Origin of the sequence: Chelonobacter oris (assembly GCF_000772535.1) — a bacterium.
Classification (GTDB): domain Bacteria; phylum Pseudomonadota; class Gammaproteobacteria; order Enterobacterales; family Pasteurellaceae; genus Chelonobacter; species Chelonobacter oris.
The window spans coordinates 62,916-87,399 of record NZ_JSUM01000012.1; the positions used below are offsets into that span (position 1 = coordinate 62,916).

A 24,484-nucleotide genomic window follows, 5' to 3' on the forward strand; every position below is an offset into this window, starting at 1 on the left:
GTTACTTTGCAAGGTATTGAATACTTGATTTTTTACTGAATAAACTTACCTTGATAATACTGTTTTTTTATACAGTATTTTGCGATATAATCGCTGTCATGATATCCAACTCTTTTCGGACGAGATGCAACAGCGAAAGATTATTCATATCGATATGGATTGTTTTTATGCCGCCGTGGAAATGCGGGAAAATCCGACCCTGTGCGGCAAGCCGGTGGCTGTCGGCGGTGCGGCCGCCCGACGGGGAGTATTGTCGACCTGCAATTATGAAGCGCGTAAATTCGGCTTGCACAGCGCCATGCCGACCGCACTTGCGCTAAAAAAATGCCCGAATCTGATTCTGTTGCCGGGTAATATGGTGTTATATAAACAGGTTTCAGAGCAAATACAGCGGATTTTCCGACGTTATACCGATTTAATCGAACCGTTATCGTTGGACGAGGCCTATTTAGACGTCTCGGATTGCCGTCTGTGCAACGGTTCGGCTACTTGGATTGCGGCGGAAATCCGCCAAAGCATTTTTGACGAATTACAGTTGACTGCATCGGCAGGCATTGCGCCGCTGAAATTTCTGGCCAAAATTGCCTCGGAGGTCAATAAACCGAACGGTCAATTTGTCTTAACGCCGGATCGAGTTGATGATTTTGTCTTGCAATTGCCGTTAAAAAAGATTCCGGGCATCGGGCCGGTCACTGCGCAAAAACTGCGTACCATGGGGTTACATAATTGTGCCGATGTCCGCCGACTGGAGCAGCATGTACTACTGGATTTGTTCGGTAAATTGGGGCAGCGGATTTGGCAATTCAGCCATGCCATTGATGAAAGAGCGGTACAGCCGGAGCGTGAACGCAAATCGGTAGGGGTCGAAATCACCTTGTCGCAAGATATTCGGCAGCCGCAGCAGGCGGAAGAGATTCTGGCGAGCCTTTATCAAAAATTAGTGCAGCGTCTGCAACGGGCACAGCCGGATACGCCATTACAGGCTTATCGTAAAATCGGCGTTAAATTGAAATTCAGCGATTTTCAAACCACCACACTGGAAAGCCGCGCCGAGGTGTTCAGCAAGCAGGCTTTTTACAAGTTGTTACGGCAAATTTGGCAGCGGGCGGAGGGGCGAGGAGTCCGTTTAATCGGGCTGAGCGTCAGTTTACCGCACAAAAATACAGCACAACAGCTCAGTTTATGGTGATTTAATTCAAATTATGGCAAAAAACGGCGATTTCCGATTTACTAAAAATTCGTTTGTGCTATAAAAAGTTAACGTTAAAGACAGAGGATGTCGGCATGAGTATGAAAATTCAGTTAAGTAAAAAAAACGCCCCGGAAATCTGGGGTAAAAATGCGGTTATCAGTTTTGATGACGGCGTGGCGAAAATTCATTTCGGTGAAGAAAAAAGCCGCATCAAGATCCAACAGGCGGCTCGAAAATTACGCGCGCAGGGGATTAGTGACGTTGAGTTGGAGGGCAAATACTGGGATTTAGCGCATTGTTGGGCATTTTATCAAGGCTTTTATACCGCCAAACAACAGTTTGCGGTGGAGTTTCCGACATTGGATGATGCCGAGCAGCAACAACTGTTCCGTCAAATCGAATGCGGTGATTTCGTACGTGAATTGATCAATTTGCCGGCCGAACAGATTACGCCGCAAGAATTGGCTCATCGGGCAGCCGATTTTATTTTACAGCAGTCGAAACAGGCAGAGTGTGAAAGTGCGGTTTCTTATCATATTATTGCCCGTGAGGAGCTGCGCGATCGCGGCTACAACGGCCTTTGGACGGTCGGTAAAGGATCGGCCAATCAACCGGCGATGTTGCAGTTGGATTTCAATCCGAGCGGCGATCCCGAAGCGCCGGTGATGGCGTGTCTGGTCGGGAAAGGGATTACGTTCGACACCGGCGGCTACAGTTTAAAACCGAGTAATTCAATGGATTCGATGCGTTCAGATATGGGCGGAGCGGCATTATTGACCGGCGCTTTAGGTTTGGCGATTGCCTGCGGCTTGAACCGGCGGGTCAAACTTTATTTGTGCTGTGCGGAAAATATGGTCAGCAGCCGTGCTTTCCGATTGGGCGATATTATCGAATACCGCAACGGCGTGACGGTGGAAGTATTGAATACCGATGCCGAAGGGCGTTTGGTGCTGGCGGACGGCTTGATTGATGCCGATGCGCAAAAACCGCACTTTATCATTGATTGTGCAACCTTGACCGGTGCCGCCAAAATGGCGGTCGGTAACGATTACCATTCTGTGCTGTCAATGGACGACTCGCTGGTGAAAGCGCTGTTTAACGCGGCGGAAGAGGAAAACGAACCGTTCTGGCGTTTGCCGTTCGAACCGTTCCACCGTGAACAAGTCGGTTCTGCTTTTGCCGATATTTGTAACACCGCTTCCGTTCCGGCAGGCACAGGCGCCGGTGCCAGTACGGCAACCGCTTTTTTATCTTATTTCCTAAAAAATTATGCGAAAAACTGGCTGCATATCGATTGTTCAGCCACGTTCCGCAAATCCGCAAGCCCGTTATGGGCAGCGGGAGCAACGGGAATCGGCGTCACGAGTTTGGCAAACTTATTGTTAAGTCAGGCGGACAGCCGGTAGTTTAAGCCGGTTTAACATCGTGAATTGCGGTTTGTCTGAGTCTGAACGGAAAAACCGCACTTTTACCCATTAATCCAAAAGAGGAAGTCGTATGCAACAAACCCTGTCAATTATCAAACCGGATGCAGTAAAACAAAATCGGATCGGGGCAATTTTCTCTCGCTTTGAAAGCGCACGCTTTACTATCGTCGCCACAAAAATGCTGCATTTGACCGAGGAACAGGCCGGTGGATTTTATGCCGAACATAAAGGGCAGCCGTTCTATGAGAATCTGGTGCGATTCATGACATCGGGGCCGGTGGTCGTTTCAGTCTTGCAGGGAGAAAATGTGATTAAGCGGCATCGTGAACTGATAGGGGCAACGGATCCGCAAGCCGCTGCCGCCGGCACGCTTCGTTTTGATTTTGCCGCCAGTAAAAGCATTAATGCGGTACACGGTTCTGATTCCGAACAATCGGCCAAGCGTGAAATCGAGTATTTTTTTACAGAAAGTGAAATTTTCAGCCGTCAAACGAAAGGATAAATAAAATGTTAACCCGTTGTCCGGAATGTCGTCATAAAGTGAGCGACAGCGCTAAAATGTGCCCGTCTTGCGGTTTTTCGTTCGATCCGCAAGATCTTGAACGTTATAAGCAACACCACCAGCGCTTGCGCGAACATAAACAAGAGATTAACCGCAAGAGTGTCAAACTGCACTTGATTTGGTTGGCGGTGTTTACGGTTTTTATTTTACTGGCAAGCTGGATAACCCATTAGGATTGACGGAATCAATCAGAAATGGTGCGTTTATGCGGGAAAGGTATTTTTTGTGATGATATAACGTGGGAAATACGTTTTATGCGTCTGAATCCAAAAAGAAATGCCGCGGAATTCTCCGTTCGGCATTTTATTTTCCAATCAATATCATACTAACAATATGACGTTACATTTTTTTCTGTACATCACCAGCGGTATTATCGATCGCTTCTCCGGCAGATTGAATATCTTGTCCTGCCCCTTTGACTGTATTACAAGCAGTCAGTGTGCCCATTGTTGCTGCCAAAATAAGTGCCCAAATCAATTTCATGGTTCTTCTCCTGTCAAGGTTAAATGGATTTAAGTAGCTAAATAATAACTACTTAAGTTCATACTACACCGATAGAAACAAAATAACAACATGAAGATTAATGATTTTTACCGCTTTCCAAACGCTCAAATGACAACACCCGATTTTCCAGACGACGCAACAGCAGGGTGGCGATACCGGTAATTACCAGATAAATCCCACCGGCAATGCCGTAAATCAGCAAAGCATCGTATTGTGTTCCGTAAAGTTGTCTGGCATAGCCCATAATATCCATAATGGTGATAGTGGAGGCGAGGGAAGTTCCTTTGAATACCAGAATAATTTCATTGGTGTAAGACGGCAACGCTCGTTTTAACGCAAACGGAACCAGAATCCGCAGGGTTTGCCAACGGCTTAATCCCAATGCGGCGGAGCTTTCCCATTGCCCTTTGGAAATGGCTTTCACCGCGCCATGAAACAATTGGGCGGAATAGGCGGCACTGTTTAGTGCCAAAGCCAACATTGCACAGAACCACGCATTCGACAGCAAAGACCAAAGCGGGCTGTCGATAATCCATTGGAATTGTCCGGGGCCGGCATAGATCAGAAAAATCTGTACCAACAGCGGTGTGCCGGTAAACAGCGTGATATAGCCGTTAACCAAGGCTTTCAACGTGCGGTTTTCCAGCGACAGAATAAAGGTGAATAACACCGCCAACAAAAATGAAATCACCAACGCCACGGCGGTCAGTGCCAGACTGGTCGGAATGCCTTGTGCAATCGTTGTAAAATAGTCACTGATCATACCGCCTCCCTTTCAAAACGGGTAAACCGTTTTTCCAGACGGGCAATGCCGATTTTACTTAAAATCGTGACGGCCAGATAGAGCAAGGCGGCGATGCCGTACCAAGTGAAGGGTTGATGGGTGTTGGCATTGCTGAGTTCGGCTTGGCGCATTAAATCGTTGACCCCGATGAGCGAAACAAGTGCGGTATCCTTCAATAAAATCAGCCATTGATTACTTAACCCCGGCAGCGCGTGTCGCCAGACCTGCGGCATGATAATCGCAACAAAAGCCTGTGTACGGCTCAGCCCCAATGCGGCGGCGGATTCCCACTGTCCTGACGGGATTGCCTGAATCGCCCCGCGTAAAGATTGCGAGGCATAAGCGGCAAAGATAATCGCCAAGGCGACCACACCCGACCAAAACGGACTGAATTCGATAAAATCGCCGGTTAAAAGGAACAGCACCTGAGTAGAACCGTAATAAATCAGCAGCACGACCAAAATTTCCGGCAGCCCGCGTAACAAGGTCAATACTACGGAAGTGCTATTACGGATAAAAGTCAGCTTGGCGGTTTCAAACACCACAAAAATCATGGCGAGAATCAGACCGAGAATTAAGGCGCAAACAGCCAACCCCAAGGTCATCAGGGTGGCTGAAAACATTAGCGAGAGAAAATTGCTGAACATAGATAATGATTATTTTCCTGTCATCCAGCTATCATAGATTTTTTGGTATTCACCGTTGGCTTTAATGGCGGCCAACCCTTGATTCAATTTTTCCAGCAGTTCGGTACTTGCCTGATTGACGGCGATACCCAAACCGTTCCCGAAGTATTTCGGATCCGTGACTTTTTCACCGATAAATGCTAGATTTTCGTCGGTTTTCATCCAGTCTGCCAAAACAGCCGTATCGCCGAAAATAACATCCACGCGACCGTTTTTCAAATCCAGAATGGCGCTTTGCAGGGTGGCATAAGATTTAGTGGCGTATTGTTTGCCGTTTTCAGCAATGTATTGCTGGAAAGTCGTGCCGTTTTGAACGCCGATATTTTTTGCAGTATTCAGGTCGGTTTTTCCTTTTACGGCGATGAAACTGGCTGAGCTGTCGTAATACGGATCGCTGAAGCTGACTTGTTTGGCCCGTTCTTCGGTAATGTCAATCGCCGAAATCGCCGCATCAAAACGTTTGAATTTTAAGCTTGGAATCAGGCTGTCGAAAGCATGGCTTTGAAATTTGCAGTTTGCCTGGATTTCGGCACAAATCGCATTGGCGACATCAATATCGAAACCGATAATTTTCCCGTTGGAATCCGTATTTTCGAACGGCGGATAAGTCGGTTCGGTCGCAAAGGTAATGTCCAGCGCATTAGCTGAAAATGCGGTTGCCAAAAGTGCGGCGGCTAATAATTTTTTCATGATAAGCTCCTTAAAAGAAATAGAAACGGAATGGAAATCAATGAGACAAATAATGCGCAAATGCGGTGGTTTGCGGCTGTTGGAAGCAACTCGAATCGCCGATTTCAATAATTTTGCCTTGCTCCATATAGATCACTTTGGTTGCGATTTTACGGGCAACGGCGACTTCATGAGTGACGATCACTTGTGTGATGCCGGTCTGCTGCAATTCTTGAATGATGGACACAACTTGTGCGGTGATTTCCGGATCCAGCGCTGCCGTCGGTTCATCGAACAGCAAGACTTGTGGTTTCATCATCAATGCGCGGGCAATAGCGACCCGTTGTTGTTGTCCGCCGGACAAATGCAACGGAAAGCGCTCGGCGTGATCTTCCACCCGTAAACGCTGTAACAGCCCCTGAGCCCGTTCCATCGCTTCTGCTTTAGTGAGACCAAGGACTTTCATCGGCGCTTCGATCAGATTTTCCAGTACGGTATAATGCGGCCACAGGTTATATTGCTGAAACACCATGCCGACATCTTGACGCAGTTTGCGGATTTTTTTGGCTTCGGTATTGGCGGACAGTTCAAAGCGGTTGCCGGCGATGGTCAACTGACCGCTCTTTGGCACTTCCAGCAGGTTCAGCGTGCGGATTAAGGTGCTTTTGCCGGCGCCGCTCGGCCCCAGCAAGACAATAATATCGCCGTCTTGGGATTCAAAATTGATATCAAACAGGGCTTGTTTGCTGCCATAAAAAAAATTCAGGTTTTTAATGCTGATCGTCATGTCGCCAAATTATTTTAAATAGATGAATAGATAATGCGGAATAGTAATAATAAAAAATGCAGCATGCAAATAAAATCTCAAAAAAAGCGAGTAAAGTCGCATAAAAATTCAGTTGCAACGCATTAAATTCGAAATTGCTCAAAATACCATCGGCAAGAGAACAAAATCGCAAAAGAGAAGGGGGAAGCGTTGCTTCCCCGAGAAATAGTTATTGTTTGGCGGTCAGTTCAAGCTGTTGTTTCAGCTCCGACGGCAGGTTCAGGGCCTGTGCCAGCTGTTGCATATAGGCTTGTTCGAGGAAATGATCGGGATCAATGACCGATAATGACGCCATGTAAACCTCCGCCGCCAGTTGCGGATCACGGACTTGCTCAGCCAGCGCCTGCGGATTTAATGGGGCATTCAGCCAGTCGTTAATCAATTGATCGGCGTTGTCACCGTGCCCCAATTGCTGCAAGCCTTTGTGAATCTGTTCACGTTCCTGTGCATCGATTTGACCGTCGGCACGGGCGGCAAAGACCATGGCTTGCGTCATCAACATGATTTTGCTGTCGGATAGCGTGCTGTTGGCATAGCTGATAGCGTCTTGCTGTGCCTGAGGATCGAAATTCACATCTTGAACCCCGCCGTTTTTGCTTTGCTGCCATTTGTTATAGGCAAGCCAAGCCGCACCAGCCAACGCCGCATAGCTACCGGCTTTAGCCACGCCTTTACGTGCGCCGCTGTTGCCTAAAATTAAACCGGCCAAACCGCCTACAGCCGCACTTTTGGCTATTTTGGAAAAGTTCTCGTCCTTCATCATTTCGCCGAGGCGGCTTTGTAACTGACTGAATAAATTGTTCATACGGTTTTCCTTGTGTTTGTAGGTGAAATTATGCGGATTTTGCCATTTCAAATTCAATTAACATCATCAGAATATGAATGACTTTAATATGAATTTCCTGAATCCGATCGGCATAGCGAAAGTGCGGTACACGAATTTCCACATCGGCCAGTCCGGCCATTTTCCCACCGTCTTTGCCGGTCATGGCGATCACTTTCATGCCTTTGGCTTTGGCGGCTTCGATAGCGTTCAGGATATTTTGGGAATTGCCGGAAGTGGACAAGCCGAATAACACATCGCCTTTTTGCCCGACCGCTTCGACATAGCGTGAGAACACATAATCATAGCCGAAATCATTACTGACACAGCTCAAATGACTGACGTCGGAAATTGCAATCGCCGGATAACCGGGGCGGTTTTCACGATAGCGTCCGGTCAACTCCTCTGCGAAATGCATCGCATCGCAGTGCGATCCGCCATTGCCGCAAGAAAGTACTTTGCCGCCGTTTTTGAAACTGTCTGAAAGCAACAGTGCGGCTTGTTGAATCAGTTTAATATTATTTTCATCGCGGATAAATTTCTCCAGCACATCCGCCGCTTCGTTTAATTCCGCTTTAATTTGTTCTAAATACATAAAATTTTCCTCAATTCGGGTGCGCATTAGCCTTTGCATTGTAAAACATAATTGGGGGGATTGGTATGAAATTTCAAGCATATATTCGCTTTGATAATACAGCGGATTGATGAGGATCCGCTTAGCTTCCGCCTATTTTTTATTGGACAATTTCATTATCGGATAACATTTTTCTTTTATATTTTGTGATTCAGATCACAGCGTATTTTGTCTCTTTGCCATGCTTTAAAAAGAGGTGGCAGCCGGTTTAAGGTTTTGTTTTTTGCCGATTATTACACTAGAACCAAATTCAAGGGAGGGATATGGTTATGAGTGTTCAACAGATTGCGGCAGTGGATTTGGGCGCCGGCAGCGGAAGGGTCATGCTGGTATCTTGCGATGACGACTGTCGGATCAATTTACGTGAAATTCATCGCTTTAAAAATCAATTAAAAGAAAAATCAGGCCATTTTTGTTGGGATTTAACGGCGCTAGAGCAAGAGATTATTACCGGGCTGAATAAAATTATTGATAACGGCGAGACACTGCACAGTATCGGCATTGATACCTGGGGTGTGGATTATGTGTTGTTGAATCAAGACGGTGAGGTTGTCGGGCCGACGTATGCTTATCGTGATTTACGCACGGAAGGCGTGATGTCAAAAGTTCAGCAGGATATCGGCAAAAAAGTACTTTATCAGAAAACCGGCATTCAATTTTTACCGTTTAATACGGTATATCAATTAAAAGCCATGATGGAAGACGCGCCGCCCTGGTTGGGCGATATTCAGGATTTTGTGATGATTCCTGATTATTTAAATTACCGTTTGACCGGAAAATTAAATCGGGAATATACCAATGCAACCACAACACAGTTGGTCAATGTCAATACCGACAGTTGGGATCAGGCACTGTTGGAATATCTGGGCGTACCGATCCGTTGGTTCGGGCAAATTCGCCATCCCGGTCATCAAATCGGATATTGGCAACACCACAGCGGAAAGCGCATTCCGGTTATGTCGGTGGCGAGCCATGATACCGCAAGTGCGGTTATTGCCGCGCCGTTAAGTCGTGACGGTTCGGCTTATTTGTGTTCCGGCACTTGGTCGTTGATGGGCTTGGAGAGTAAACAAGTTTGTAATGATTCGACGGCAATGGAAGCCAATATCACCAATGAAGGCGGCATTGACGGCTATTATCGTGTCCTGAAAAATATTATGGGATTATGGTTATTCCAGCGGTTATGTGAAGAGCATCAGATTAGCGATATCCCGCAATTAGTGCGACAGGCTTCGCAGGAAACGCCTTTCCGCAGTTTAATCAACCCGAATCATGAGGGTTTTCTCAATCCTGTTTCTATGGTCGAAAGTATTCGTCAATACTGCAAAACCCATAATCAGCCTATTCCATACAGCACCGCACAATTAGCCCGTTGTATTTTTGACAGCCTGGCAATGTTATATCGCAAGACGGCACAGCAGTTAGCTTTGTTACAACACAAGCCGATTTCTTGTCTGCATGTGGTCGGCGGCGGTTGTCAAAATGAATTTTTGAACCAATTGTGCGCCGATGTTTGTGGTTTTGATGTGATTTCAGGGCCGGTAGAAGCGTCTGTTTTAGGAAATGTCGGTTGCCAATTAATGGCGCTGGATCGCATTCAGAATGCCAAACAATTCCGGCAATGGATTGAAAAAAGTTTTCCGCTAAAACACTTCCGGCCTAATCCGAAGTTCTTGGAAGTCGGATTTTTAAACCGAAAATGGCATGAATTTTGTGCATTAACTTAAATTAAACAAAAAAGGAGTTTTATGATGACAAGCGTTCAACAGGCTTATCAATTGGCCAAACAGCAATTCGCCGATATGGAGATTGACACTGAAGTTGCTATGGCGGCGTTAGATAGATTACCGGTTTCCGTGCATTGTTGGCAGGGAGATGATGTTGCCGGATTCGAGCTGCAAAGCAGGGATTTGAGCGGGGGGATTCAAGCGACGGGGCGTTATCCGGGCAAGGCGCATAATGCCGACGAGTTAAGGGCGGATTTAGAGGTTGCTTTCGCCTTAATCCCGGGGGCAAAACGCTTGAATTTACATGCTTCTTATTTGGAAGCAGACAATAAAGTGGAACGTAATGAAGTGAAACCGCAGCACTTTGTCAACTGGGTTGAGTGGGCGAGACAAAATAAGATGGGGTTGGATTTTAACCCGACTTATTTTTCACATCCGCTCAGCCAAGAAGCGACCCTGACTCATCAAAATAAAGAAATTCGAGATTTTTGGATTGAACACGGCAAAGCTTGCCGAAAAATTTCCGAATATTTCGGCAGAGAATTGGGGACGGCTTCGGTGATGAATATTTGGTTACCGGACGGCAGTAAAGATCTGGTTATCGATCGTTTTGCACCACGTCAGCGCCTGATGGCGTCGTTGGATGAGATTATCAGCGAGAAAATCGATACTAAATATCATTTAGATGCCGTAGAAAGTAAGTTATTCGGTATCGGATTGGAATCTTATACTGCGGGTTCCAATGAGTTTTATATTGCATATGCAACATCACGTCAAACCGCACTTTGCTTGGATGCCGGTCATTTTCATCCGACAGAAGTCATTTCTGACAAAATTTCCGCCGTGATGCCTTTTATCCCGCATTTATTATTGCATGTCAGCCGTCCGGTACGTTGGGACAGTGATCATGTGGTGTTGCTGGATGACGAAACGCAGGCAATTGCCAATGAAATTATTCGCCATAGTTTATTCGATCGTGTCCACATTGGGTTGGATTTCTTTGATGCCTCGATTAATCGTATTGCGGCTTGGGTCATCGGCACTCGCAATATGAAAAAAGCCTTACTGAAAGCATTACTTGAACCGACGGCCGTTTTACGTCAGGCCGAGATTAATGCCGATTTTACGACGCGTTTGGCATTGCTGGAAGAACAGAAATCATTACCGTGGCAAGCCGTGTGGGATATGTATTGTGCCTGCCATGATGTGCCTGTCGGCAGTCGTTGGCTGAATGAGGTACGCCGCTATGAAAGTGCGGTTTTAAGCCAACGCTAATCAGTCAAAAAATAAAAGATAAAGATAGGGAAAAGTATATGCAATACATTATGTCTTCTTGGTTTGTACAAGGAATGGTTAAAGCGACACAGGATATGTGGCTGAAAGGATGGGATGAACGTAATGGCGGCAATGTCAGCTTACGTTTATTCGAGGAGGATATTACGTCGTTTACATCGGATTTTTACTCGAATCCGAGACATATCGCTCTCACACAAGATGTTTCTGCGCTGTCCGGTCAGTATTTTATCGTCACCGGTTCGGGCAAATTTTTCCGTAATGTCATGTTGGATCCGGCTGATACGTTAGCGGTGGTGAAAATTGATGAACAGGGAAAAGGCTATTACATCATGTGGGGATTGGTAAATGGCGGAGTGCCGACCTCCGAACTGGCGGCGCATCTACAGTCGCATATTGCGCGTATGTCCGTCAGCCATAATCAAGATCGTGTGATTATGCATTGCCATGCGACCAACCTGATTGCGTTAACTTATGTGCTGGAGCTGGATAGTGCGGTGATTACTCGTGAATTATGGGAAATGAGTACCGAGTGTTTGGTGGTATTTCCCGACGGTGTCGGTATTTTGCCTTGGATGGTTCCCGGTAAAGATGAAATTGGCTATGCCACGGCAGAACAAATGCAAAAACACGCCTTGGTGTTATGGGCATTCCACGGTGTTTTTGGCTCAGGAGCTTCACTGGATGAAGCATTCGGGTTAATTGATACGGCGGAAAAATCGGCTGAAATTTTAGTAAAAGTCCTTTCTATGGGCGGGAAAAGACAAACGATCCGTTCGGATGAATTCAAACTGCTGGCGGAACGTTTCGGGGTTACGCCGATGGATGCGGTTTTGCAATAAAAATAAGGTGTTATTGGTTTTTAGGCAATCAATAACACCGCAAAGATACGGTATATAATAGGAGAAACACGATGGGAAGTTCTATTTTTCTGAGTATTTTTTGGCATTTTGTCGGCGCAACGTCAGCCGCATGTTTTTATGCGCCATTAAAAAAAGTGACTAAATGGTCATGGGAAACCATGTGGTCGGTTGCAGGTATTTTCTCTTGGATCCTATTACCTTGGTCAATCAGTTATTTTTTATTGCCTGATTTTGCCGGGTATTACGCCTCGTTTAGCGCCGGCGTATTATTACCGGTATTTCTCTTCGGTGCAATGTGGGGAATCGGGAATATCGGATATGGCTTGACCATGCGATATTTGGGCATGTCGATGGGAATTGGTATCGCAATTGGGATAACACTGATTGTCGGAACATTGATGACACCGATTATTCAAGGACGATTTGGCGAGTTACTGGCTTCTACCGGTGGGAAAATGACGATACTCGGCGTTATCGTCGCCGTAGTCGGCGTAGCCGTCGTATCGTATGCCGGTTTATTAAAAGAAAAAGCGGTGGGAATTGCTGCTGAAGAATTTAATCTTAAAAAAGGGCTGATATTGGCTGTCATATGCGGTATTTTTTCAGCGGGTATGTCTTTTGCAATGAGTGCCGCACAACCGATGCACACCGCAGCCGCAACGTTAGGTGTGGATGCGCTTTATATGGCATTACCCAGTTATGTGGTGATCATGGGAGGCGGCGCAGTGATTAATTTGGGATATTGTATTATCCGATTAATTATTAAACCTGAATTATCGATTAAAGCTGATCTTGCCGTTCCGACAGCATTATTGATCAGCAATGTATTATTTGCCGCGCTGGGCGGTATTATGTGGTATTTCCAATTTTTCTTCTATGCTTGGGGACATGCCAATATTCCCGCTGAGTATGGTTTTATGAGCTGGATGTTACATATGAGTTTTTATGTGCTGTGTGGCGGTATTGTGGGGTTAGTCTTAAAAGAGTGGAAAGGAACGGGCGTAAAACCGGTCAGGGTATTATGTATCGGTTGTTTGATTATTGTATTGGCGGCAAATATTGTCGGTCTGGGTATGGCTAATTAAGGCGAGGGGCGGTTATGATTAGAAAAGGTTTTGTTATGCAAATCAATCCCGATAGTCATGATGAATACAAAAAACGCCATGATGAAATTTTCCCGGAATTGGTAACCGAATTAAAAGCGCATGGTGTTCATCATTATTCTATTTTTTTAGATAAACAGCGAAATTTATTATTTGCGTCTGTAGAAATAGAATCGGAATCCCGCTGGAATGACATCGAGAATACAGAAGCTTGCCAAAAATGGTGGGCATTTATGTGCGATATTATGCCGTCTAATGCGGATAATAGCCCGATTTCAGAAGCATTGGATGCGGTGTTTTATCTGGATTGATACTTAATGAAAAATCTGACAGCCGTTTTTTGTGATCAGCTGTCAGGTTTTTTGAATAATGCATTATTTTATCATGAAATTTTTACGATATTCAGAAGGAGGACAATTTTGCATTTTACGAAACACCAAAGAAAAATAATTACTGTCTTCATAACCGCACTTTAATGCAATATCGGCAATAGATAAGCTGGATGTACGCAATAGCGTCATTGCTCTGCATATCCTGAGCTTTTGCAAATATTGACCGATAGTCATATTGGTTTGTTGCTTAAATAAACGTTGTATGGCGCGTGGAGAGAACCGATTCTTCTGACAAAAAAGTTCAAAATTGAATGTTGTTTCAATACTGCCGTATAAAGCCGAGAAGATCATATCTATTTGTTGAATATCTGCCGGTGTGGAATGATCAGCCTTATGCCGGAAGCGAAACAGCAGAATGATCAATTCTAAAAAAAGCGCTTCAGATAAATGGATTGATGAAATATTATTTTTTTTACTCTCCAATGCCAATTGATCAACAATCATAAATATTCTTTTTAAATAAAATAAATCTATTCGCCAAAACCGTTGTTCTTGAAGTGTTTTTTCATAAGGTAGGTATTGAGAGATAATATCAGTCATAGAAAATTTTTCAGGTTGATAAAGGATATTATCAAGCTTGAGATCATTAACGGATTCGTAGGAGTGAATATCTTTCCGATTGATATAGAGAATATCGCCGCAAGTAATAGGGTGGATATGCTCATTCCAGATATGCAATCCGTTACCGGAAGAAACAACCACCAATTCTTCGAAATCATGATAGTGTAACGGAAAATAATCTTGATGATTCCGCCGTTCAACAGTGATTGAATTTTCCGGAGAGATACAATAATCTTGATAATGTAATAAAATAGGCTTAATCATACGTTTCTGACATCTCTAGGACTAATCATAAATTCATTTTTAAAGCAGGTTGAAAAGTAACTGCCATCATTAAATCCGCAATCATATGCAATAGTGATAATGTTTTTATCGGTATATCGTAATTGATAATAAGCTTCAGCAAGTCTTAATTTGGAAATATAGTGTTGTGGCGAATATCCCGTACTATTTCTAATATAGCGATGTAATGTTCTTATCGGTAAGGAAAATTGTTGTGCAATTTCTTCCCAATCTATTTTTTCATTAAAATGATACGCTAGCCAGCGCAATAGCTGCCTCCCTTTCTCTTCGGTCGAACCTATACCTTTATCATCATATTGATACTGTTGTAATAATGATAATAGCTGAAAAAATAAACTCTCTTGTTGAGGAATACTCTCAAGCGATTGACTTTTTAATTTATCTACTAAAGAAAAAACAAAAGGCGCATGTTTTTTATGTAAAACTTGGTAACAAGATTGTTGCGGTTTTATTGATAAAAGTAAAAAACGAATATTATTTAAGAATTGGAAGCTATCACAAGATCTAAGAAGAATATTGGTTAAGTGGAGATCTTGCACATTTTCATATAAGTGATGATCTTTAGCCTCAATGTATAGGATCATACCTTGATAAAGTTCATGAGGATAGCCGTTTAAAATATGCCGTCCTTTTCCTTTAGTGACAATAACGATTTCATCAAAATTATGCGTATGTTCAGGATAATTTTGCTGAGGAATTCTTGGCTCAACCTTAATAGATTGTTTTTTTGCGATAAAAAAATCACTATCATATAATTTTTGTACCATCGTTATTTTCTCCTGAAATAGATATCTTATTCTATAGAGCAGGAGGCAAAAGTATCTTGAAAATTTGGTCAATCCATGCAGATTTTTGGTAAAAAATTAAAGATAGATGAGAATCATTTTTCTAAATGTGGCGTGCCTCACATTTTTAAAGGCGTATAAACCGCACTTTGTCGTGAAACCTGACGGCTGCAAAGTGCGGTATGGTGATTAATCCAATAAACTTTTTATCAATTCTTCCACAAAGGCTAATCGCTCTTTTGCCGTTTCGGTGGTTTTGCTGAAACGGAATTTGGTTGGGCCGTCGAAACGGAAGATATTGGGTTGCTGTTTGATTAATGCCAAAAATTTAAGCGGGTCGAGTTCGGCGTTAGCCTTGAATTCTAAGGCGCCGCCTTGGGCGTGTGCTTCGATTTTCTGGATGGCAAGCGGTTTTGCCAGCAAGCGTAATTCGGCGATTTGCAGCAGATTTTTTCCGGCCTCCGGCAATAAGCCGAAACGGTCGATCAGTTCGACTTTCAGTTCGTCCAGTTCTTGCTGATTGGCGGCACTGGCGATGCGTTTGTAGAATGACAGCCGCATATTGACATCGCCCAGATAATCTTCAGGTAACAGTGCCGGAATGCGCAGATCGATTTCCACTTGCTGTTGGGTCAGTTCGTCCAGGGACGGTTCTCGCCCTTCTTTCAAGGCATTGACCGCACTTTCCAATAATTCCATGTAGAGTGAGAAACCGATGGATTCGATTTGTCCGCTTTGTTCGCTGCCGAGCAGTTCGCCGGCACCGCGAATTTCCAGATCGTGGGTTGCCAAGACAAAGCCGGCGCCGAGATTGTCCAGACTCTCCAGCGCTTCGAGGCGCTTCAGCGCATCTTTGCTCATGCGTTTCGGATGCGGTGTCAGCAGGTAAGCGTAGGCTTGATGGTGAGAGCGTCCGACCCGACCGCGTAATTGGTGCAGTTGAGCCAAACCGAATTTATCGGCACGATCAATAATAATGGTGTTGGCGGTCGGCACGTCAATGCCGGTTTCGATAATGGTGGAGCAGACCAACAGATTATAGCGCTGATGGTAAAAATCGCTCATCACACGTTCCAGATCCCGTTCGCGCATTTGCCCGTGTCCGATCACGATTCGGGCTTCCGGCACCAGTTGCGCCAGCTGTTCGGCACAGTTTTCAATGGTGGCGACATCGTTATGCAGATAATAAACTTGTCCGCCACGTAAAATTTCACGCAATACCGCTTCGCGGATCAGCAGATTGTCGTTTTCACGCACAAAGGTTTTGATGGTCAGGCGGCGTGCCGGCGGAGTAGAGATAATCGACAGATCACGCATACCGCTCATCGCCATATTCAGCGTACGCGGAATCGGGGTGGCGGTGAGCGTCAAAATATCAACATTGGCACGCAGTTGTTTAATTTTCTCTTTTTGCCGAACACCAAAACGGTGTTCTTCGTCCACCACCAATAAGCCCAAATTTTTAAATTTGACATCGGATTGCAGCAGTTTATGCGTTCCGATCAGAATATCGATTTTGCCTTCTGCCAAGTGTTGCAAAATGATTTTTTGCTCTTTAGCGGTTTTAAAGCGCGACAGCATTTCTACATTGACCGCCAGATTGGCAAAACGATCCTTGAAATTATCGTAATGTTGCTGTGCCAGTAGGGTTGTCGGCACTAAAATCGCCACCTGGCGATTGTTATTGACCGCTAAAAATGCCGCTCGAATCGCCACTTCGGTTTTCCCGAAACCGACATCACCGCACACTAGCCGATCCATCGCTTTTGCTTGGCACATATCACTGATAACCGCACTGATCGCCATTTGCTGATCAGTGGTTTCTTCAAATGCAAACGTATCGGAAAACTGTTTGAATTCTTCTTTGTTATAGTGAAAGGCAAAGCCCGTTTGGGTTTCGCGCTTGGCATAGACATCAAGCAGTTCGGCCGCAACATCACGAATTTTTTCCGCCGCTTTGCGGCGTGCTTTCGCCCAAGTATCGCTGCCGAGTTTGTGTAGCGGCGCGGTTTCTTCATTGCCGCCGACATAGCGGCTGAGCAGGTACAGTGATGATACCGGCACATACAATTTGGCATCGGCGGCATATTGCAAAATCAGGTATTCGGCTTGAATTCCGCCGGCTTCGAGCGTGGTCAAACCGCCGTAGCGCCCGACCCCGTGCTCCAGATGGACAATGGGTTGCCCCGGCTTCAGCTCGGCAAGGTTGCGGATTAGAGTGTCCGGATTGACGGTTTTGCGTTGATCCCGCTTGCGCTGTTGTACCCGTTCGCCGAGTAGGTTGGTTTCGGTGATGATCGCCAGTTGAGTGCGTTGACTGTAACTGTCACAATTCAGAATAAAACCGTTATCCAGTCCGCTGATTAATAGATTATATCGCTGTTCAAATAATTGTGACAGGGTTTGAGTAAAGTGCGGTTTGAGCTTGAGCGGACGCAATAATTCCAACAGTGTTTCACGCCGCCCTTCGGTTTCTACCGAGAATAACAGTTTGCCGTTAAATTGTTCGTCAAATTGGCGCAACAGTTTCAGCGGCTCTTTTTGTTGGGCATTTAATGTTAATTCCGGCAGATGGCTGACCGGTAAATTGCACTGACGGGCAGAATTACGTAATGTTTCCTGTGTTAAGGTCAGACGGGGATAGGCTTTCAAGCGGCGATTGATTTCGTCACTGCGCAGCCAGAGTTGTTCCGGCGGCAACAGCGGCCGCATCGGGTCGATCCGGCGGCTTTCAAAACGTTGCTGTGCGTCTTGATAGAAACGCTCGGCACGCTCGCCGTTGGCTTGATAATCAATAAACAGCGTGTGGTCAGGCAGATAATCAAACAGCGTCGCCATGCTTTCAAAAAAGAGCGGTTGCCAATATTCAATGCCCGATACCAGCGTGCCTTTGCTGATTTGCTGGTAAATGTGTTCCGGATCGCGCCGAATTTCAAAGCGTTCACGAAATTGACCGCGGAAAAATTCAATCGCTTTATCGTCAATCGCGAATTCGTGTGCCGGCAACAGATTGATCCGGTCGATTGTATTCAGTGTTCGTTGGCTGTCGACATCAAAAGTGCGGATCGAATCAATTTCATCATCGAAGAAATCCAGCCGATACGGCTCGTAGCTGCCCATCGGAAACAGATCCAGCAGTGAGCCGCGTACAGCGTATTCACCGTGTTCCAACACTTGTTCCACGGCACGATAACCGGCATTTTCCAGCTGTAAACGCAATTTATCCAATACCAGTTTATCGCCCCGTTTAATCAGCAGCACATTATTGCTTAAAAAGTGCGGTGGGCAGAGGCGTTGCATCAGGGTATTGATCGGCAACACAAAAATGCCTTGTTGTGGCTGTTGTAGGAAGAACAACGCACTTAAACGAGCCGAAATAATATCCTGATGCGGTGAAAAACTGTCATAAGGCAAGGTTTCCCAATCGGGGAAAAAACAGATGTTTTGCGGGCTGAGCCGGCTGAGTTTTTTTTCCAGATTTAAGGCGTGGCGTGTGTCGGCGGTGACTACCACGGTCAACCCGTTGTGCTGGTCGGCGGCTTGTGCAATCGCCAAAACATCACTGTCGGCAATGACATTGCCGAGCAGTTTATGATCAGCCGCATCTTGTGGTAGATTTAAGGTGAATAGGGTGTTCATAGCGTTATATGTTATTAAAAAATAAGCGCCCAGTTTATCGAACATTGGGTAGATAAGCCAGACGCTTTAAGGGAAAAGTGCGGTTTAGAAACCAAACTAATCACAAGGCAAAATTTTGATTGCCAAGCCGCCGGTTGAGGTTTCGCGGTATTTGGAGTTCATGTCTTTGCCGGTTTCGTACATGGTTTCGATCACTTTATCCAAGCTGACCGATGGGCTGCTGGTGCGGCGTAACGCCATTCGACTGGCGTTAATCGCTTTGACCGAGGCAATAGCGTTACGTTCGATACACGGCACTTGTACTTGGCCGTTGACCGGATCGCAGGTTAAGCCTAAATTGTGTTCCATGCCGATTTCCGCTGCAATACAAACCTGTTCGGCAGTACCGCCCAGAATTTCAGTCAGACCCGCCGCCGCCATTGAGCAGGCGACACCGACTTCACCTTGGCAACCGACTTCGGCGCCGGAAATCGAGGCGTTCATTTTATACAGCGAAGCAATGATACCGCAGGTTAATAAATAGCGGGCGATGGTTTCTTCCGTCAGCGGTGCAATAAATTGCTGATAATATGCCAATACCGCAGGCACAATGCCGCAAGCGCCATTGGTCGGGGCGGTGACGACACGTCCGCCGGCGGCGTTTTCTTCATTGATTGCCAATGCGAACATATTGACCCAGTCGATAATTTTCATCGGGTCGTTAGACAGGCTGTTGTTCGATTCCAACATACGGCGAAGTGCGGTAGCCCGTCGGGTGACTTTTAACGGCCCCGGCAATAGCCCTTCGGTATTCATGCCGCGCTGCATACAATCCCACATGGTTTGCCAAATGCGTTGCAGATAGGCATTGACCGCAGGCTGGCCGTGCAGTGCGACTTCATTTTGCAGCATCATGCCGGCTATCGACAGGCCGCTATTTTTGCAGTGATATAAAATATCCGTGGCGTTTTTATAGGGGAAAGGAACGGTCAGCGAGGTCGTTTCCTGAGCAGTGAAATTCGCCTCATCAACAATAAAGCCGCCGCCGATCGAGTAGTAGGTTTGTGAATAGACTACGTTACCCTGTAACAAGGCATGGAAGCGGATGCCGTTTTCATGTAACGGCAAAAAGGTTTTATGGAATACCAAATCCTGTTCAAAATGGAATTTGACTTGCAGCCGGCCACGTGCAATTTGTAAAAGTGCGGTTTTTTTCAGCTCGGCGATAAAGGCGGGGATACTTTCGATATCCACATCTTCCGGCAGATAGCCCGCCAATCCCATAATCACGGCAATATCGGTGCTGTGCCCACGGCCGGTCAACGACAGCGAACCGTAAACATCGACTTTGATCCGATCGATTTTGTCCAACAGCTGTTGTTGCGCCAATTCGTCCAGAAACTGTTTTCCGGCTTTCATCGGGCCGACGGTATGCGAGCTGGACGGCCCGATACCGATTTTGAAAATATCAAAAACACTAATCATAAATACCTGATATCATTTTTCTTTTTATGAACGATAAAACCTCTACGAAATCCGCAATGTGGTTCGTAGAGGTTTGAGTGTCATTATACTATAACGGCAGCGTTAACGGAAAAGGATATAAACGATTGCTGAGATAGCGACCAGCCCCATTACCGTAACAAAAATATTGCTTGCCTGACCGCGATAGCGCTGCATCGACGGGACGTTGCGGATAGCGTACATCGGCATGATGAACAGGATCATAGCGATAATCGGCCCGCCTAACGATTCGATTAAGCCTAAGATGCTCGGATTGATGGTGGCGACCAGCCACAGCGACAGCAGGAAGAAAAGTGCGGTGACGTAATTGAGTTTTTTACGGTTGATTTCCGCTTTGCCGGCATCACGGTTCATTTTGGTGATTAATCCGGCAAGGCCTTCGCGTGCGCCGAGATAATGCCCGAAGAACGAGCTGGTAATCGCAAGGAATGCCACCAGCGGCCCGAAATAAGAGATATACGGGTTATCAAATTTATTCGCCAAGAAAGACAGAATTGAAATATTTTGTGTTTTAGCCAATGCTAATTCTTGCGGCGTCAATGTCAACACGCAGCTGAAAACAAACAGCATGACGAACACCAACAGTAAGCCGGATGTGCCGAACAGAACGCGGTTGCTGTGCCGTTCTGTCGCTTCAAGGGTTTTGTATTCCCGTTGTTGTGACAATGTGAAAGCTGAAATGGCGGGCGAATGGTTAAAAGAGAAGATCAACACCGGGATAGTCAGCCACAGTGTGGACAAAAAGGCACTGCCGTCAGGCAATTGTTGTAAAGATGCGGTTGTCCATTCCGGAATCAGGTACAGCGACAGCGCAAATAAAATGGCAACCAACGGATAAACCAACCATTCGGTCACTTTTAACATGAATTTTTCACCCATCAACATGACGCTGATTAATGCCGCAATCAGAACAACCGACAGAATCGCACGCGGCGGAGCGGCGATATGCAGCTGGTTTTCCATGAAAGAAATCACGGTGTTGGTGATGCCGACACCGTAAATCAGCAAAATCGGGAAAATGGCAAAAAAGTACAACAATGTGATCAGTTTGCCGGCGGTTTTGCCGAAATGTTCTTCAACGACTTCGGTGATGTCGCTGCCCGGATTTTTGGACGAGAGTACGAAACGGCTGAGCCCGCGATGTGCCAGATAGGTCATCGGCCCCACGATACACGCCATCAGAACCAAAGGCCAAAAGCCGCCCATTCCCGCATTAATCGGTAAAAACAACACGCCGGCGCCGACGGCGGTGCCGAAAAGATTCAATACCCAAGCGCTGTCCAATTTATTCCATTTTTTCTTTTCAGCCACCGGAATGGCCTTAACATTACTCATTTCCATATTATGTTACCTAAAATTTAACCAATTGATTGTAGTCAAATTATATTAATTTGACGGTAGTCTGATGCTACGACGGCGGGATAATAGGGAAGTGGCGTAATAAATACAAATATTGAATTTCAGAACTGTGATCTGCCTGACAATATATCTGATTTTTAGACGGATATGTTTAATAAATTGTTAAAATTAGTGATTTGTTTTGTGTTTGCCATGAAATAAAGTGATTTATTTTTAATCACCCTGTATAAAAGTGCGGTATTGAGCGATAAAACGCTCAAAATCCTCCAGACCACAAAAAGCCAGACTTTCTTGATCATAGTAGCTGAAACCGTCTTCCAATTCGTCGTTGCTGTCAAAAGCCAGACTGTTTGCCTGTACCATCACTTCCTCCGCATTGAGTGAGAGTGAAAATTCATGTCCGATTAGGCGTTGTTCCTGCTGCGGATTGGCACTTCGTTTGACAGCGTCAACCAGCATGAAGACCTCAGCCAGTTTTTGTTGATCAGCATAAATCTCACTGTTTATCCAATTGGCAATCGCTTCATGTTCCATGCTGCAAGCGGCGACTGTTCTGCCCAGATGATCATAACGAAATTGAAAATCCATTGTTTTAGTCTCGATAGGTTAAAATTCATTTGCATTTTAGCAGGGCTTGCGGTAAATAAAAACAAGTGTTTATATTTGCCCGATTTGATCTATCACAAGATTCGGTCGGTAAATTTTCAGTATTCTATATCGAACCGACTTTTATTCGCTTAACCCTGAGGGCTGAAACTATGACAGCGACAGAATTAATGAGAGAAGGGATCAACCTGATGCTTTCCGGAATGGGCTTCGTCCTGCTGTTCCTTTTTATTCTGATTTTTGCAATCCGTTTGATGTCAACCGTCGTCAACCGACTGTTCCCCGAAACCCAGAAACCGGCGGCAGGCAAATCAAGGGCAGCGATTGCGGCAACAGCGGATGAAACGGAAGCGTTGCGTCCGATTATTGTCGCCGCCATTGCGCATCACCGCCGTCAATGCCATCGTTAATCGTTTTATTTTAATGGAGTTTTCAAATGACAAAACCATCACATCCAATCGCTATTACTGACGTGGTGCTGCGTGATGCTCACCAATCCCTGTTTGCCACCCGTTTACGTCTGGACGATATGCTTCCTATTGCGGCCGATTTGGATCAAATCGGTTATTGGTCATTGGAATCTTGGGGCGGGGCGACATTTGATGCCTGTATCCGTTATTTGGGGGAAGATCCGTGGGTGCGTTTGCGTGAACTGAAGAAAGCGATGCCGAAAACCCCGCTGCAAATGTTATTGCGCGGACAGAATTTGCTGGGTTATCGACATTATGCCGATGACGTGGTGGAGCGCTTTGTGGAAAGAGCGGTCAGCAACGGCATGGACGTGTTTCGTGTATTCGATGCGATGAACGATCCGCGTAACATGCAGTGTGCATTACAAGCGGTGAAGAAACACGGCGGACACGCACAAGGCACATTGAGTTACACCACCAGTCCGGTTCACACCTTGGAAACTTGGCTGAAGATAACCGAACAGCTGTTGGAAATCGGTGTCGATTCGGTGGTGATTAAAGATATGTCCGGTATTTTAACGCCGATGGCGGCTTACGAATTGGTCAGTGAAATCAAACGGCGCTACGATGTACGGCTGCATTTACATTGTCATGCCACAACCGGCATGGCGGAAATGGCGTTATTGAAAGCGATTGAAGCGGGTGTGGACGGCGTGGATACCGCCATTTCCTCAATGAGCGGTACTTACGGCCATCCGGCAACCGAAGCGCTTGTCGCCACCTTGCAGGGAACAGAATACGATACCGGTCTAAACATTCAGAAATTGGAACAGATTTCAGCCTATTTCCGTGACGTGCGCAAAAAATACCAAGCGTTCGAAGGGCAATTGAAAGGCACCGACAGCCGCATTCTAGTGGCGCAAGTGCCCGGCGGTATGCTGACCAATTTGGAAAGTCAGTTGAAACAGCAAAATGCTTCTCAAAAACTGGATGAAGTCTTGGCAGAAATTCCACGGGTACGCAAAGATTTGGGCTATATCCCGTTAGTGACCCCGACATCGCAGATTGTCGGCACACAAGCCGTGATCAATGTACTGATGGGAGAGCGCTATAAAACCATTGCCAAAGAAACCGCCGGCATTTTGAAAGGGGAGTACGGGCGCACACCGGCAGCGGTCGATACCGCACTTCAAGCCAGAGTGCTGAACGGCGGCACGGCAATCACCGATCGTCCGGCCGATCACTTGCAGCCTGAAATGCAAAAATTGGAAGCGGAAGTGAAACAGCAAGCGGCAGAAAAAGGTATTACGCTGGCAGAAAATGCCATTGATGACGTACTGATTGTGGCGCTGTTCCCGCAAATCGGACTCAAATTCTTGGAAAATCGTGGTAATCCGGCGGCATTTGAACCGGCACCAAGTGCGGTTTCCACTACGGCAAAAACCGAAGCAAAAGCACCGGCTGCGCCTAAAGCCGCCTCTTCGTCTGCAGTTTACACGGTGGAACTGGAGGGCAAAGCATTTGTGGTGAAAGTCAGTGAAGGCGGTGAAGTCGACGATATTACACCGGCGGCGCCCGCAGTAGCGCAACCGCAAGTTGCCGTAGCCGGTGTGGAAGTCAATGCACCGATGGCGGGCAATATCTGGAAAGTGGTGGTTTCCGAAGGACAACAGGTCGCCAAAGACGACGTATTATTGCTTCTGGAAGCAATGAAAATGGAAACCGAAGTGCGTGCGGCGCAAGCCGGGAAAGTGCAGGGTATTGCGGTCAAAGCCGGTGATATTGTTGCCGTCGGCGATCGTCTGATGAATCTGGCATAAGGCGGAAAATGAT

Annotated in this window: 24 protein-coding genes; 11 read left to right on the forward strand and 13 right to left on the reverse strand. The window is 46.0% G+C overall.

Translation table 11 applies throughout. The features are described from left to right. Nucleotides 1-124: 124 nt before the first annotated feature. From dinB to OA57_RS07680, 4 genes are all read left to right on the forward strand, one after another. Nucleotides 125-1,189 (forward strand): DNA polymerase IV, encoded by a 1,065-nt coding sequence (dinB, locus tag OA57_RS07665; RefSeq protein WP_034615872.1) that lies wholly within the window; start codon nucleotides 125-127, stop codon nucleotides 1,187-1,189. A gap of 101 nt (nucleotides 1,190-1,290) precedes the next feature. Continuing rightward, a complete protein-coding gene (gene pepB / locus OA57_RS07670) occupies nucleotides 1,291-2,598 on the forward strand; it encodes an aminopeptidase PepB (protein ID WP_200883609.1) in 1,308 nt (435 codons plus the stop codon). A gap of 91 nt (nucleotides 2,599-2,689) precedes the next feature. After that, the gene (gene ndk / locus OA57_RS07675) at nucleotides 2,690-3,121 is read left to right on the forward strand and encodes a nucleoside-diphosphate kinase (RefSeq protein WP_034615875.1); all 432 of its coding nucleotides are present in this window, start codon (nucleotides 2,690-2,692) and stop codon (nucleotides 3,119-3,121) included. Nucleotides 3,122-3,126: 5 nt separating this feature from the next. Next, nucleotides 3,127-3,354, forward strand: a complete 228-nt coding sequence (locus OA57_RS07680; RefSeq protein ID WP_034615878.1) for a zinc ribbon domain-containing protein — start codon at nucleotides 3,127-3,129, stop codon at nucleotides 3,352-3,354. A gap of 166 nt (nucleotides 3,355-3,520) precedes the next feature. On the opposite strand, the gene OA57_RS12405 is transcribed toward OA57_RS07680, so the two are convergent. The 7 genes from OA57_RS12405 to lpcA all read right to left on the reverse strand — a co-directional run bounded on the left by OA57_RS12405 (nucleotide 3,521) and on the right by lpcA (nucleotide 8,068). Beyond that, entirely contained in the window at nucleotides 3,521-3,664 is a 144-nt protein-coding gene (locus tag OA57_RS12405; protein WP_084589896.1) for an entericidin A/B family lipoprotein, read from the reverse strand. Between the two features lie 97 nt (nucleotides 3,665-3,761). Then, the gene (artM, locus tag OA57_RS07685) at nucleotides 3,762-4,448 is read right to left on the reverse strand and encodes an arginine ABC transporter permease ArtM (RefSeq protein WP_034615881.1); all 687 of its coding nucleotides are present in this window, start codon (nucleotides 4,446-4,448) and stop codon (nucleotides 3,762-3,764) included. After that, a complete protein-coding gene (artQ, locus tag OA57_RS07690; protein WP_034615884.1) occupies nucleotides 4,445-5,116 on the reverse strand; it encodes an arginine ABC transporter permease ArtQ in 672 nt (223 codons plus the stop codon). Before artQ ends, artM begins: the two co-directional genes overlap by 4 nt. Nucleotides 5,117-5,125: 9 nt before the next feature. Next, the gene (locus OA57_RS07695; RefSeq protein ID WP_034615887.1) at nucleotides 5,126-5,845 is read right to left on the reverse strand and encodes an arginine ABC transporter substrate-binding protein; all 720 of its coding nucleotides are present in this window, start codon (nucleotides 5,843-5,845) and stop codon (nucleotides 5,126-5,128) included. Nucleotides 5,846-5,882: 37 nt separating this feature from the next. Next, complete coding sequence (artP, locus tag OA57_RS07700; RefSeq protein ID WP_034615892.1) at nucleotides 5,883-6,611, reverse strand: arginine ABC transporter ATP-binding protein ArtP; 729 nt, start codon at nucleotides 6,609-6,611, stop codon at nucleotides 5,883-5,885. Nucleotides 6,612-6,819: 208 nt separating this feature from the next. After that, entirely contained in the window at nucleotides 6,820-7,455 is a 636-nt protein-coding gene (locus OA57_RS07705) for a tellurite resistance TerB family protein (protein ID WP_034615894.1), read from the reverse strand. 28 nt (nucleotides 7,456-7,483) lie between these two features. Beyond that, the gene (gene lpcA, locus OA57_RS07710) at nucleotides 7,484-8,068 is read right to left on the reverse strand and encodes a D-sedoheptulose 7-phosphate isomerase (protein ID WP_034615896.1); all 585 of its coding nucleotides are present in this window, start codon (nucleotides 8,066-8,068) and stop codon (nucleotides 7,484-7,486) included. Between the two features lie 302 nt (nucleotides 8,069-8,370). Between lpcA and rhaB the strand changes: the two genes are divergently transcribed. The 5 genes from rhaB to rhaM all read left to right on the forward strand — a co-directional run bounded on the left by rhaB (nucleotide 8,371) and on the right by rhaM (nucleotide 13,404). Then, the gene (rhaB, locus tag OA57_RS07715; RefSeq protein WP_235424655.1) at nucleotides 8,371-9,834 is read left to right on the forward strand and encodes a rhamnulokinase; all 1,464 of its coding nucleotides are present in this window, start codon (nucleotides 8,371-8,373) and stop codon (nucleotides 9,832-9,834) included. Nucleotides 9,835-9,855: 21 nt separating this feature from the next. Then, nucleotides 9,856-11,109, forward strand: coding sequence for an L-rhamnose isomerase (locus OA57_RS07720; RefSeq protein WP_034615898.1), 1,254 nt, complete (start codon nucleotides 9,856-9,858; stop codon nucleotides 11,107-11,109). Between the two features lie 38 nt (nucleotides 11,110-11,147). Beyond that, complete coding sequence (gene rhaD / locus OA57_RS07725; protein ID WP_034615904.1) at nucleotides 11,148-11,969, forward strand: rhamnulose-1-phosphate aldolase; 822 nt, start codon at nucleotides 11,148-11,150, stop codon at nucleotides 11,967-11,969. 71 nt (nucleotides 11,970-12,040) lie between these two features. Then, nucleotides 12,041-13,075 (forward strand): L-rhamnose/proton symporter RhaT, encoded by a 1,035-nt coding sequence (gene rhaT / locus OA57_RS07730; protein ID WP_034615909.1) that lies wholly within the window; start codon nucleotides 12,041-12,043, stop codon nucleotides 13,073-13,075. A 14-nt stretch (nucleotides 13,076-13,089) separates the two neighbouring features. Continuing rightward, nucleotides 13,090-13,404: an L-rhamnose mutarotase gene (rhaM, locus tag OA57_RS07735; RefSeq protein ID WP_034615913.1), complete on the forward strand. Its 315-nt coding sequence runs from the start codon at nucleotides 13,090-13,092 to the stop codon at nucleotides 13,402-13,404. A gap of 63 nt (nucleotides 13,405-13,467) precedes the next feature. Here rhaM and OA57_RS07740 read toward each other — a convergent pair whose 3' ends face one another. The 6 genes from OA57_RS07740 to OA57_RS07765 form a co-directional block, all read right to left on the reverse strand. Beyond that, on the reverse strand, nucleotides 13,468-14,310 hold the full coding sequence (locus tag OA57_RS07740) for a helix-turn-helix domain-containing protein (RefSeq protein WP_034615916.1): 843 nt from the start codon (nucleotides 14,308-14,310) through the stop codon (nucleotides 13,468-13,470). After that, nucleotides 14,307-15,116, reverse strand: coding sequence for an HTH-type transcriptional activator RhaS (gene rhaS, locus OA57_RS07745; protein ID WP_034615919.1), 810 nt, complete (start codon nucleotides 15,114-15,116; stop codon nucleotides 14,307-14,309). Before rhaS ends, OA57_RS07740 begins: the two co-directional genes overlap by 4 nt. A gap of 207 nt (nucleotides 15,117-15,323) precedes the next feature. After that, a complete protein-coding gene (mfd, locus tag OA57_RS07750) occupies nucleotides 15,324-18,773 on the reverse strand; it encodes a transcription-repair coupling factor (RefSeq protein WP_034615979.1) in 3,450 nt (1,149 codons plus the stop codon). 96 nt (nucleotides 18,774-18,869) lie between these two features. After that, a complete protein-coding gene (locus OA57_RS07755; RefSeq protein WP_034615922.1) occupies nucleotides 18,870-20,237 on the reverse strand; it encodes an L-serine ammonia-lyase in 1,368 nt (455 codons plus the stop codon). 102 nt (nucleotides 20,238-20,339) lie between these two features. After that, a complete protein-coding gene (locus OA57_RS07760) occupies nucleotides 20,340-21,611 on the reverse strand; it encodes an HAAAP family serine/threonine permease (protein WP_034615980.1) in 1,272 nt (423 codons plus the stop codon). Nucleotides 21,612-21,848: 237 nt separating this feature from the next. Then, on the reverse strand, nucleotides 21,849-22,223 hold the full coding sequence (locus tag OA57_RS07765) for a YacL family protein (protein ID WP_034615925.1): 375 nt from the start codon (nucleotides 22,221-22,223) through the stop codon (nucleotides 21,849-21,851). 170 nt (nucleotides 22,224-22,393) lie between these two features. Between OA57_RS07765 and OA57_RS07770 the strand changes: the two genes are divergently transcribed. Together OA57_RS07770 and oadA are read left to right on the forward strand one after the other, a co-directional pair. Further along, a complete protein-coding gene (locus OA57_RS07770; protein WP_034615928.1) occupies nucleotides 22,394-22,651 on the forward strand; it encodes an oxaloacetate decarboxylase subunit gamma in 258 nt (85 codons plus the stop codon). A gap of 26 nt (nucleotides 22,652-22,677) precedes the next feature. Then, nucleotides 22,678-24,471: a sodium-extruding oxaloacetate decarboxylase subunit alpha gene (oadA, locus tag OA57_RS07775; protein ID WP_034615931.1), complete on the forward strand. Its 1,794-nt coding sequence runs from the start codon at nucleotides 22,678-22,680 to the stop codon at nucleotides 24,469-24,471. The last annotated feature ends 13 nt before the right edge of the window (nucleotides 24,472-24,484 follow it).

Excerpts from the sequence above, each read along its gene's own strand:
- dinB (WP_034615872.1), top strand. The coding sequence starts at position 125 with ATGCAACAGCGAAAGATTATTCATATCGATATGGATTGTTTTTATGCC.
- pepB (WP_200883609.1), top strand. The coding sequence starts at position 1,291 with ATGAAAATTCAGTTAAGTAAAAAAAACGCCCCGGAAATCTGGGGTAAA.
- ndk (WP_034615875.1), top strand. The coding sequence starts at position 2,690 with ATGCAACAAACCCTGTCAATTATCAAACCGGATGCAGTAAAACAAAAT.
- OA57_RS07680 (WP_034615878.1), top strand. The coding sequence starts at position 3,127 with ATGTTAACCCGTTGTCCGGAATGTCGTCATAAAGTGAGCGACAGCGCT.
- OA57_RS12405 (WP_084589896.1), bottom strand. The coding sequence starts at position 3,664 with ATGAAATTGATTTGGGCACTTATTTTGGCAGCAACAATGGGCACACTG.
- artM (WP_034615881.1), bottom strand. The coding sequence starts at position 4,448 with ATGATCAGTGACTATTTTACAACGATTGCACAAGGCATTCCGACCAGT.
- artQ (WP_034615884.1), bottom strand. The coding sequence starts at position 5,116 with ATGTTCAGCAATTTTCTCTCGCTAATGTTTTCAGCCACCCTGATGACC.
- OA57_RS07695 (WP_034615887.1), bottom strand. The coding sequence starts at position 5,845 with ATGAAAAAATTATTAGCCGCCGCACTTTTGGCAACCGCATTTTCAGCT.
- artP (WP_034615892.1), bottom strand. The coding sequence starts at position 6,611 with ATGACGATCAGCATTAAAAACCTGAATTTTTTTTATGGCAGCAAACAA.
- OA57_RS07705 (WP_034615894.1), bottom strand. The coding sequence starts at position 7,455 with ATGAACAATTTATTCAGTCAGTTACAAAGCCGCCTCGGCGAAATGATG.
- lpcA (WP_034615896.1), bottom strand. The coding sequence starts at position 8,068 with ATGTATTTAGAACAAATTAAAGCGGAATTAAACGAAGCGGCGGATGTG.
- rhaB (WP_235424655.1), top strand. The coding sequence starts at position 8,371 with ATGGTTATGAGTGTTCAACAGATTGCGGCAGTGGATTTGGGCGCCGGC.
- OA57_RS07720 (WP_034615898.1), top strand. The coding sequence starts at position 9,856 with ATGATGACAAGCGTTCAACAGGCTTATCAATTGGCCAAACAGCAATTC.
- rhaD (WP_034615904.1), top strand. The coding sequence starts at position 11,148 with ATGCAATACATTATGTCTTCTTGGTTTGTACAAGGAATGGTTAAAGCG.
- rhaT (WP_034615909.1), top strand. The coding sequence starts at position 12,041 with ATGGGAAGTTCTATTTTTCTGAGTATTTTTTGGCATTTTGTCGGCGCA.
- rhaM (WP_034615913.1), top strand. The coding sequence starts at position 13,090 with ATGATTAGAAAAGGTTTTGTTATGCAAATCAATCCCGATAGTCATGAT.
- OA57_RS07740 (WP_034615916.1), bottom strand. The coding sequence starts at position 14,310 with ATGATTAAGCCTATTTTATTACATTATCAAGATTATTGTATCTCTCCG.
- rhaS (WP_034615919.1), bottom strand. The coding sequence starts at position 15,116 with ATGGTACAAAAATTATATGATAGTGATTTTTTTATCGCAAAAAAACAA.
- mfd (WP_034615979.1), bottom strand. The coding sequence starts at position 18,773 with ATGAACACCCTATTCACCTTAAATCTACCACAAGATGCGGCTGATCAT.
- OA57_RS07755 (WP_034615922.1), bottom strand. The coding sequence starts at position 20,237 with ATGATTAGTGTTTTTGATATTTTCAAAATCGGTATCGGGCCGTCCAGC.
- OA57_RS07760 (WP_034615980.1), bottom strand. The coding sequence starts at position 21,611 with ATGAGTAATGTTAAGGCCATTCCGGTGGCTGAAAAGAAAAAATGGAAT.
- OA57_RS07765 (WP_034615925.1), bottom strand. The coding sequence starts at position 22,223 with ATGGATTTTCAATTTCGTTATGATCATCTGGGCAGAACAGTCGCCGCT.
- OA57_RS07770 (WP_034615928.1), top strand. The coding sequence starts at position 22,394 with ATGACAGCGACAGAATTAATGAGAGAAGGGATCAACCTGATGCTTTCC.
- oadA (WP_034615931.1), top strand. The coding sequence starts at position 22,678 with ATGACAAAACCATCACATCCAATCGCTATTACTGACGTGGTGCTGCGT.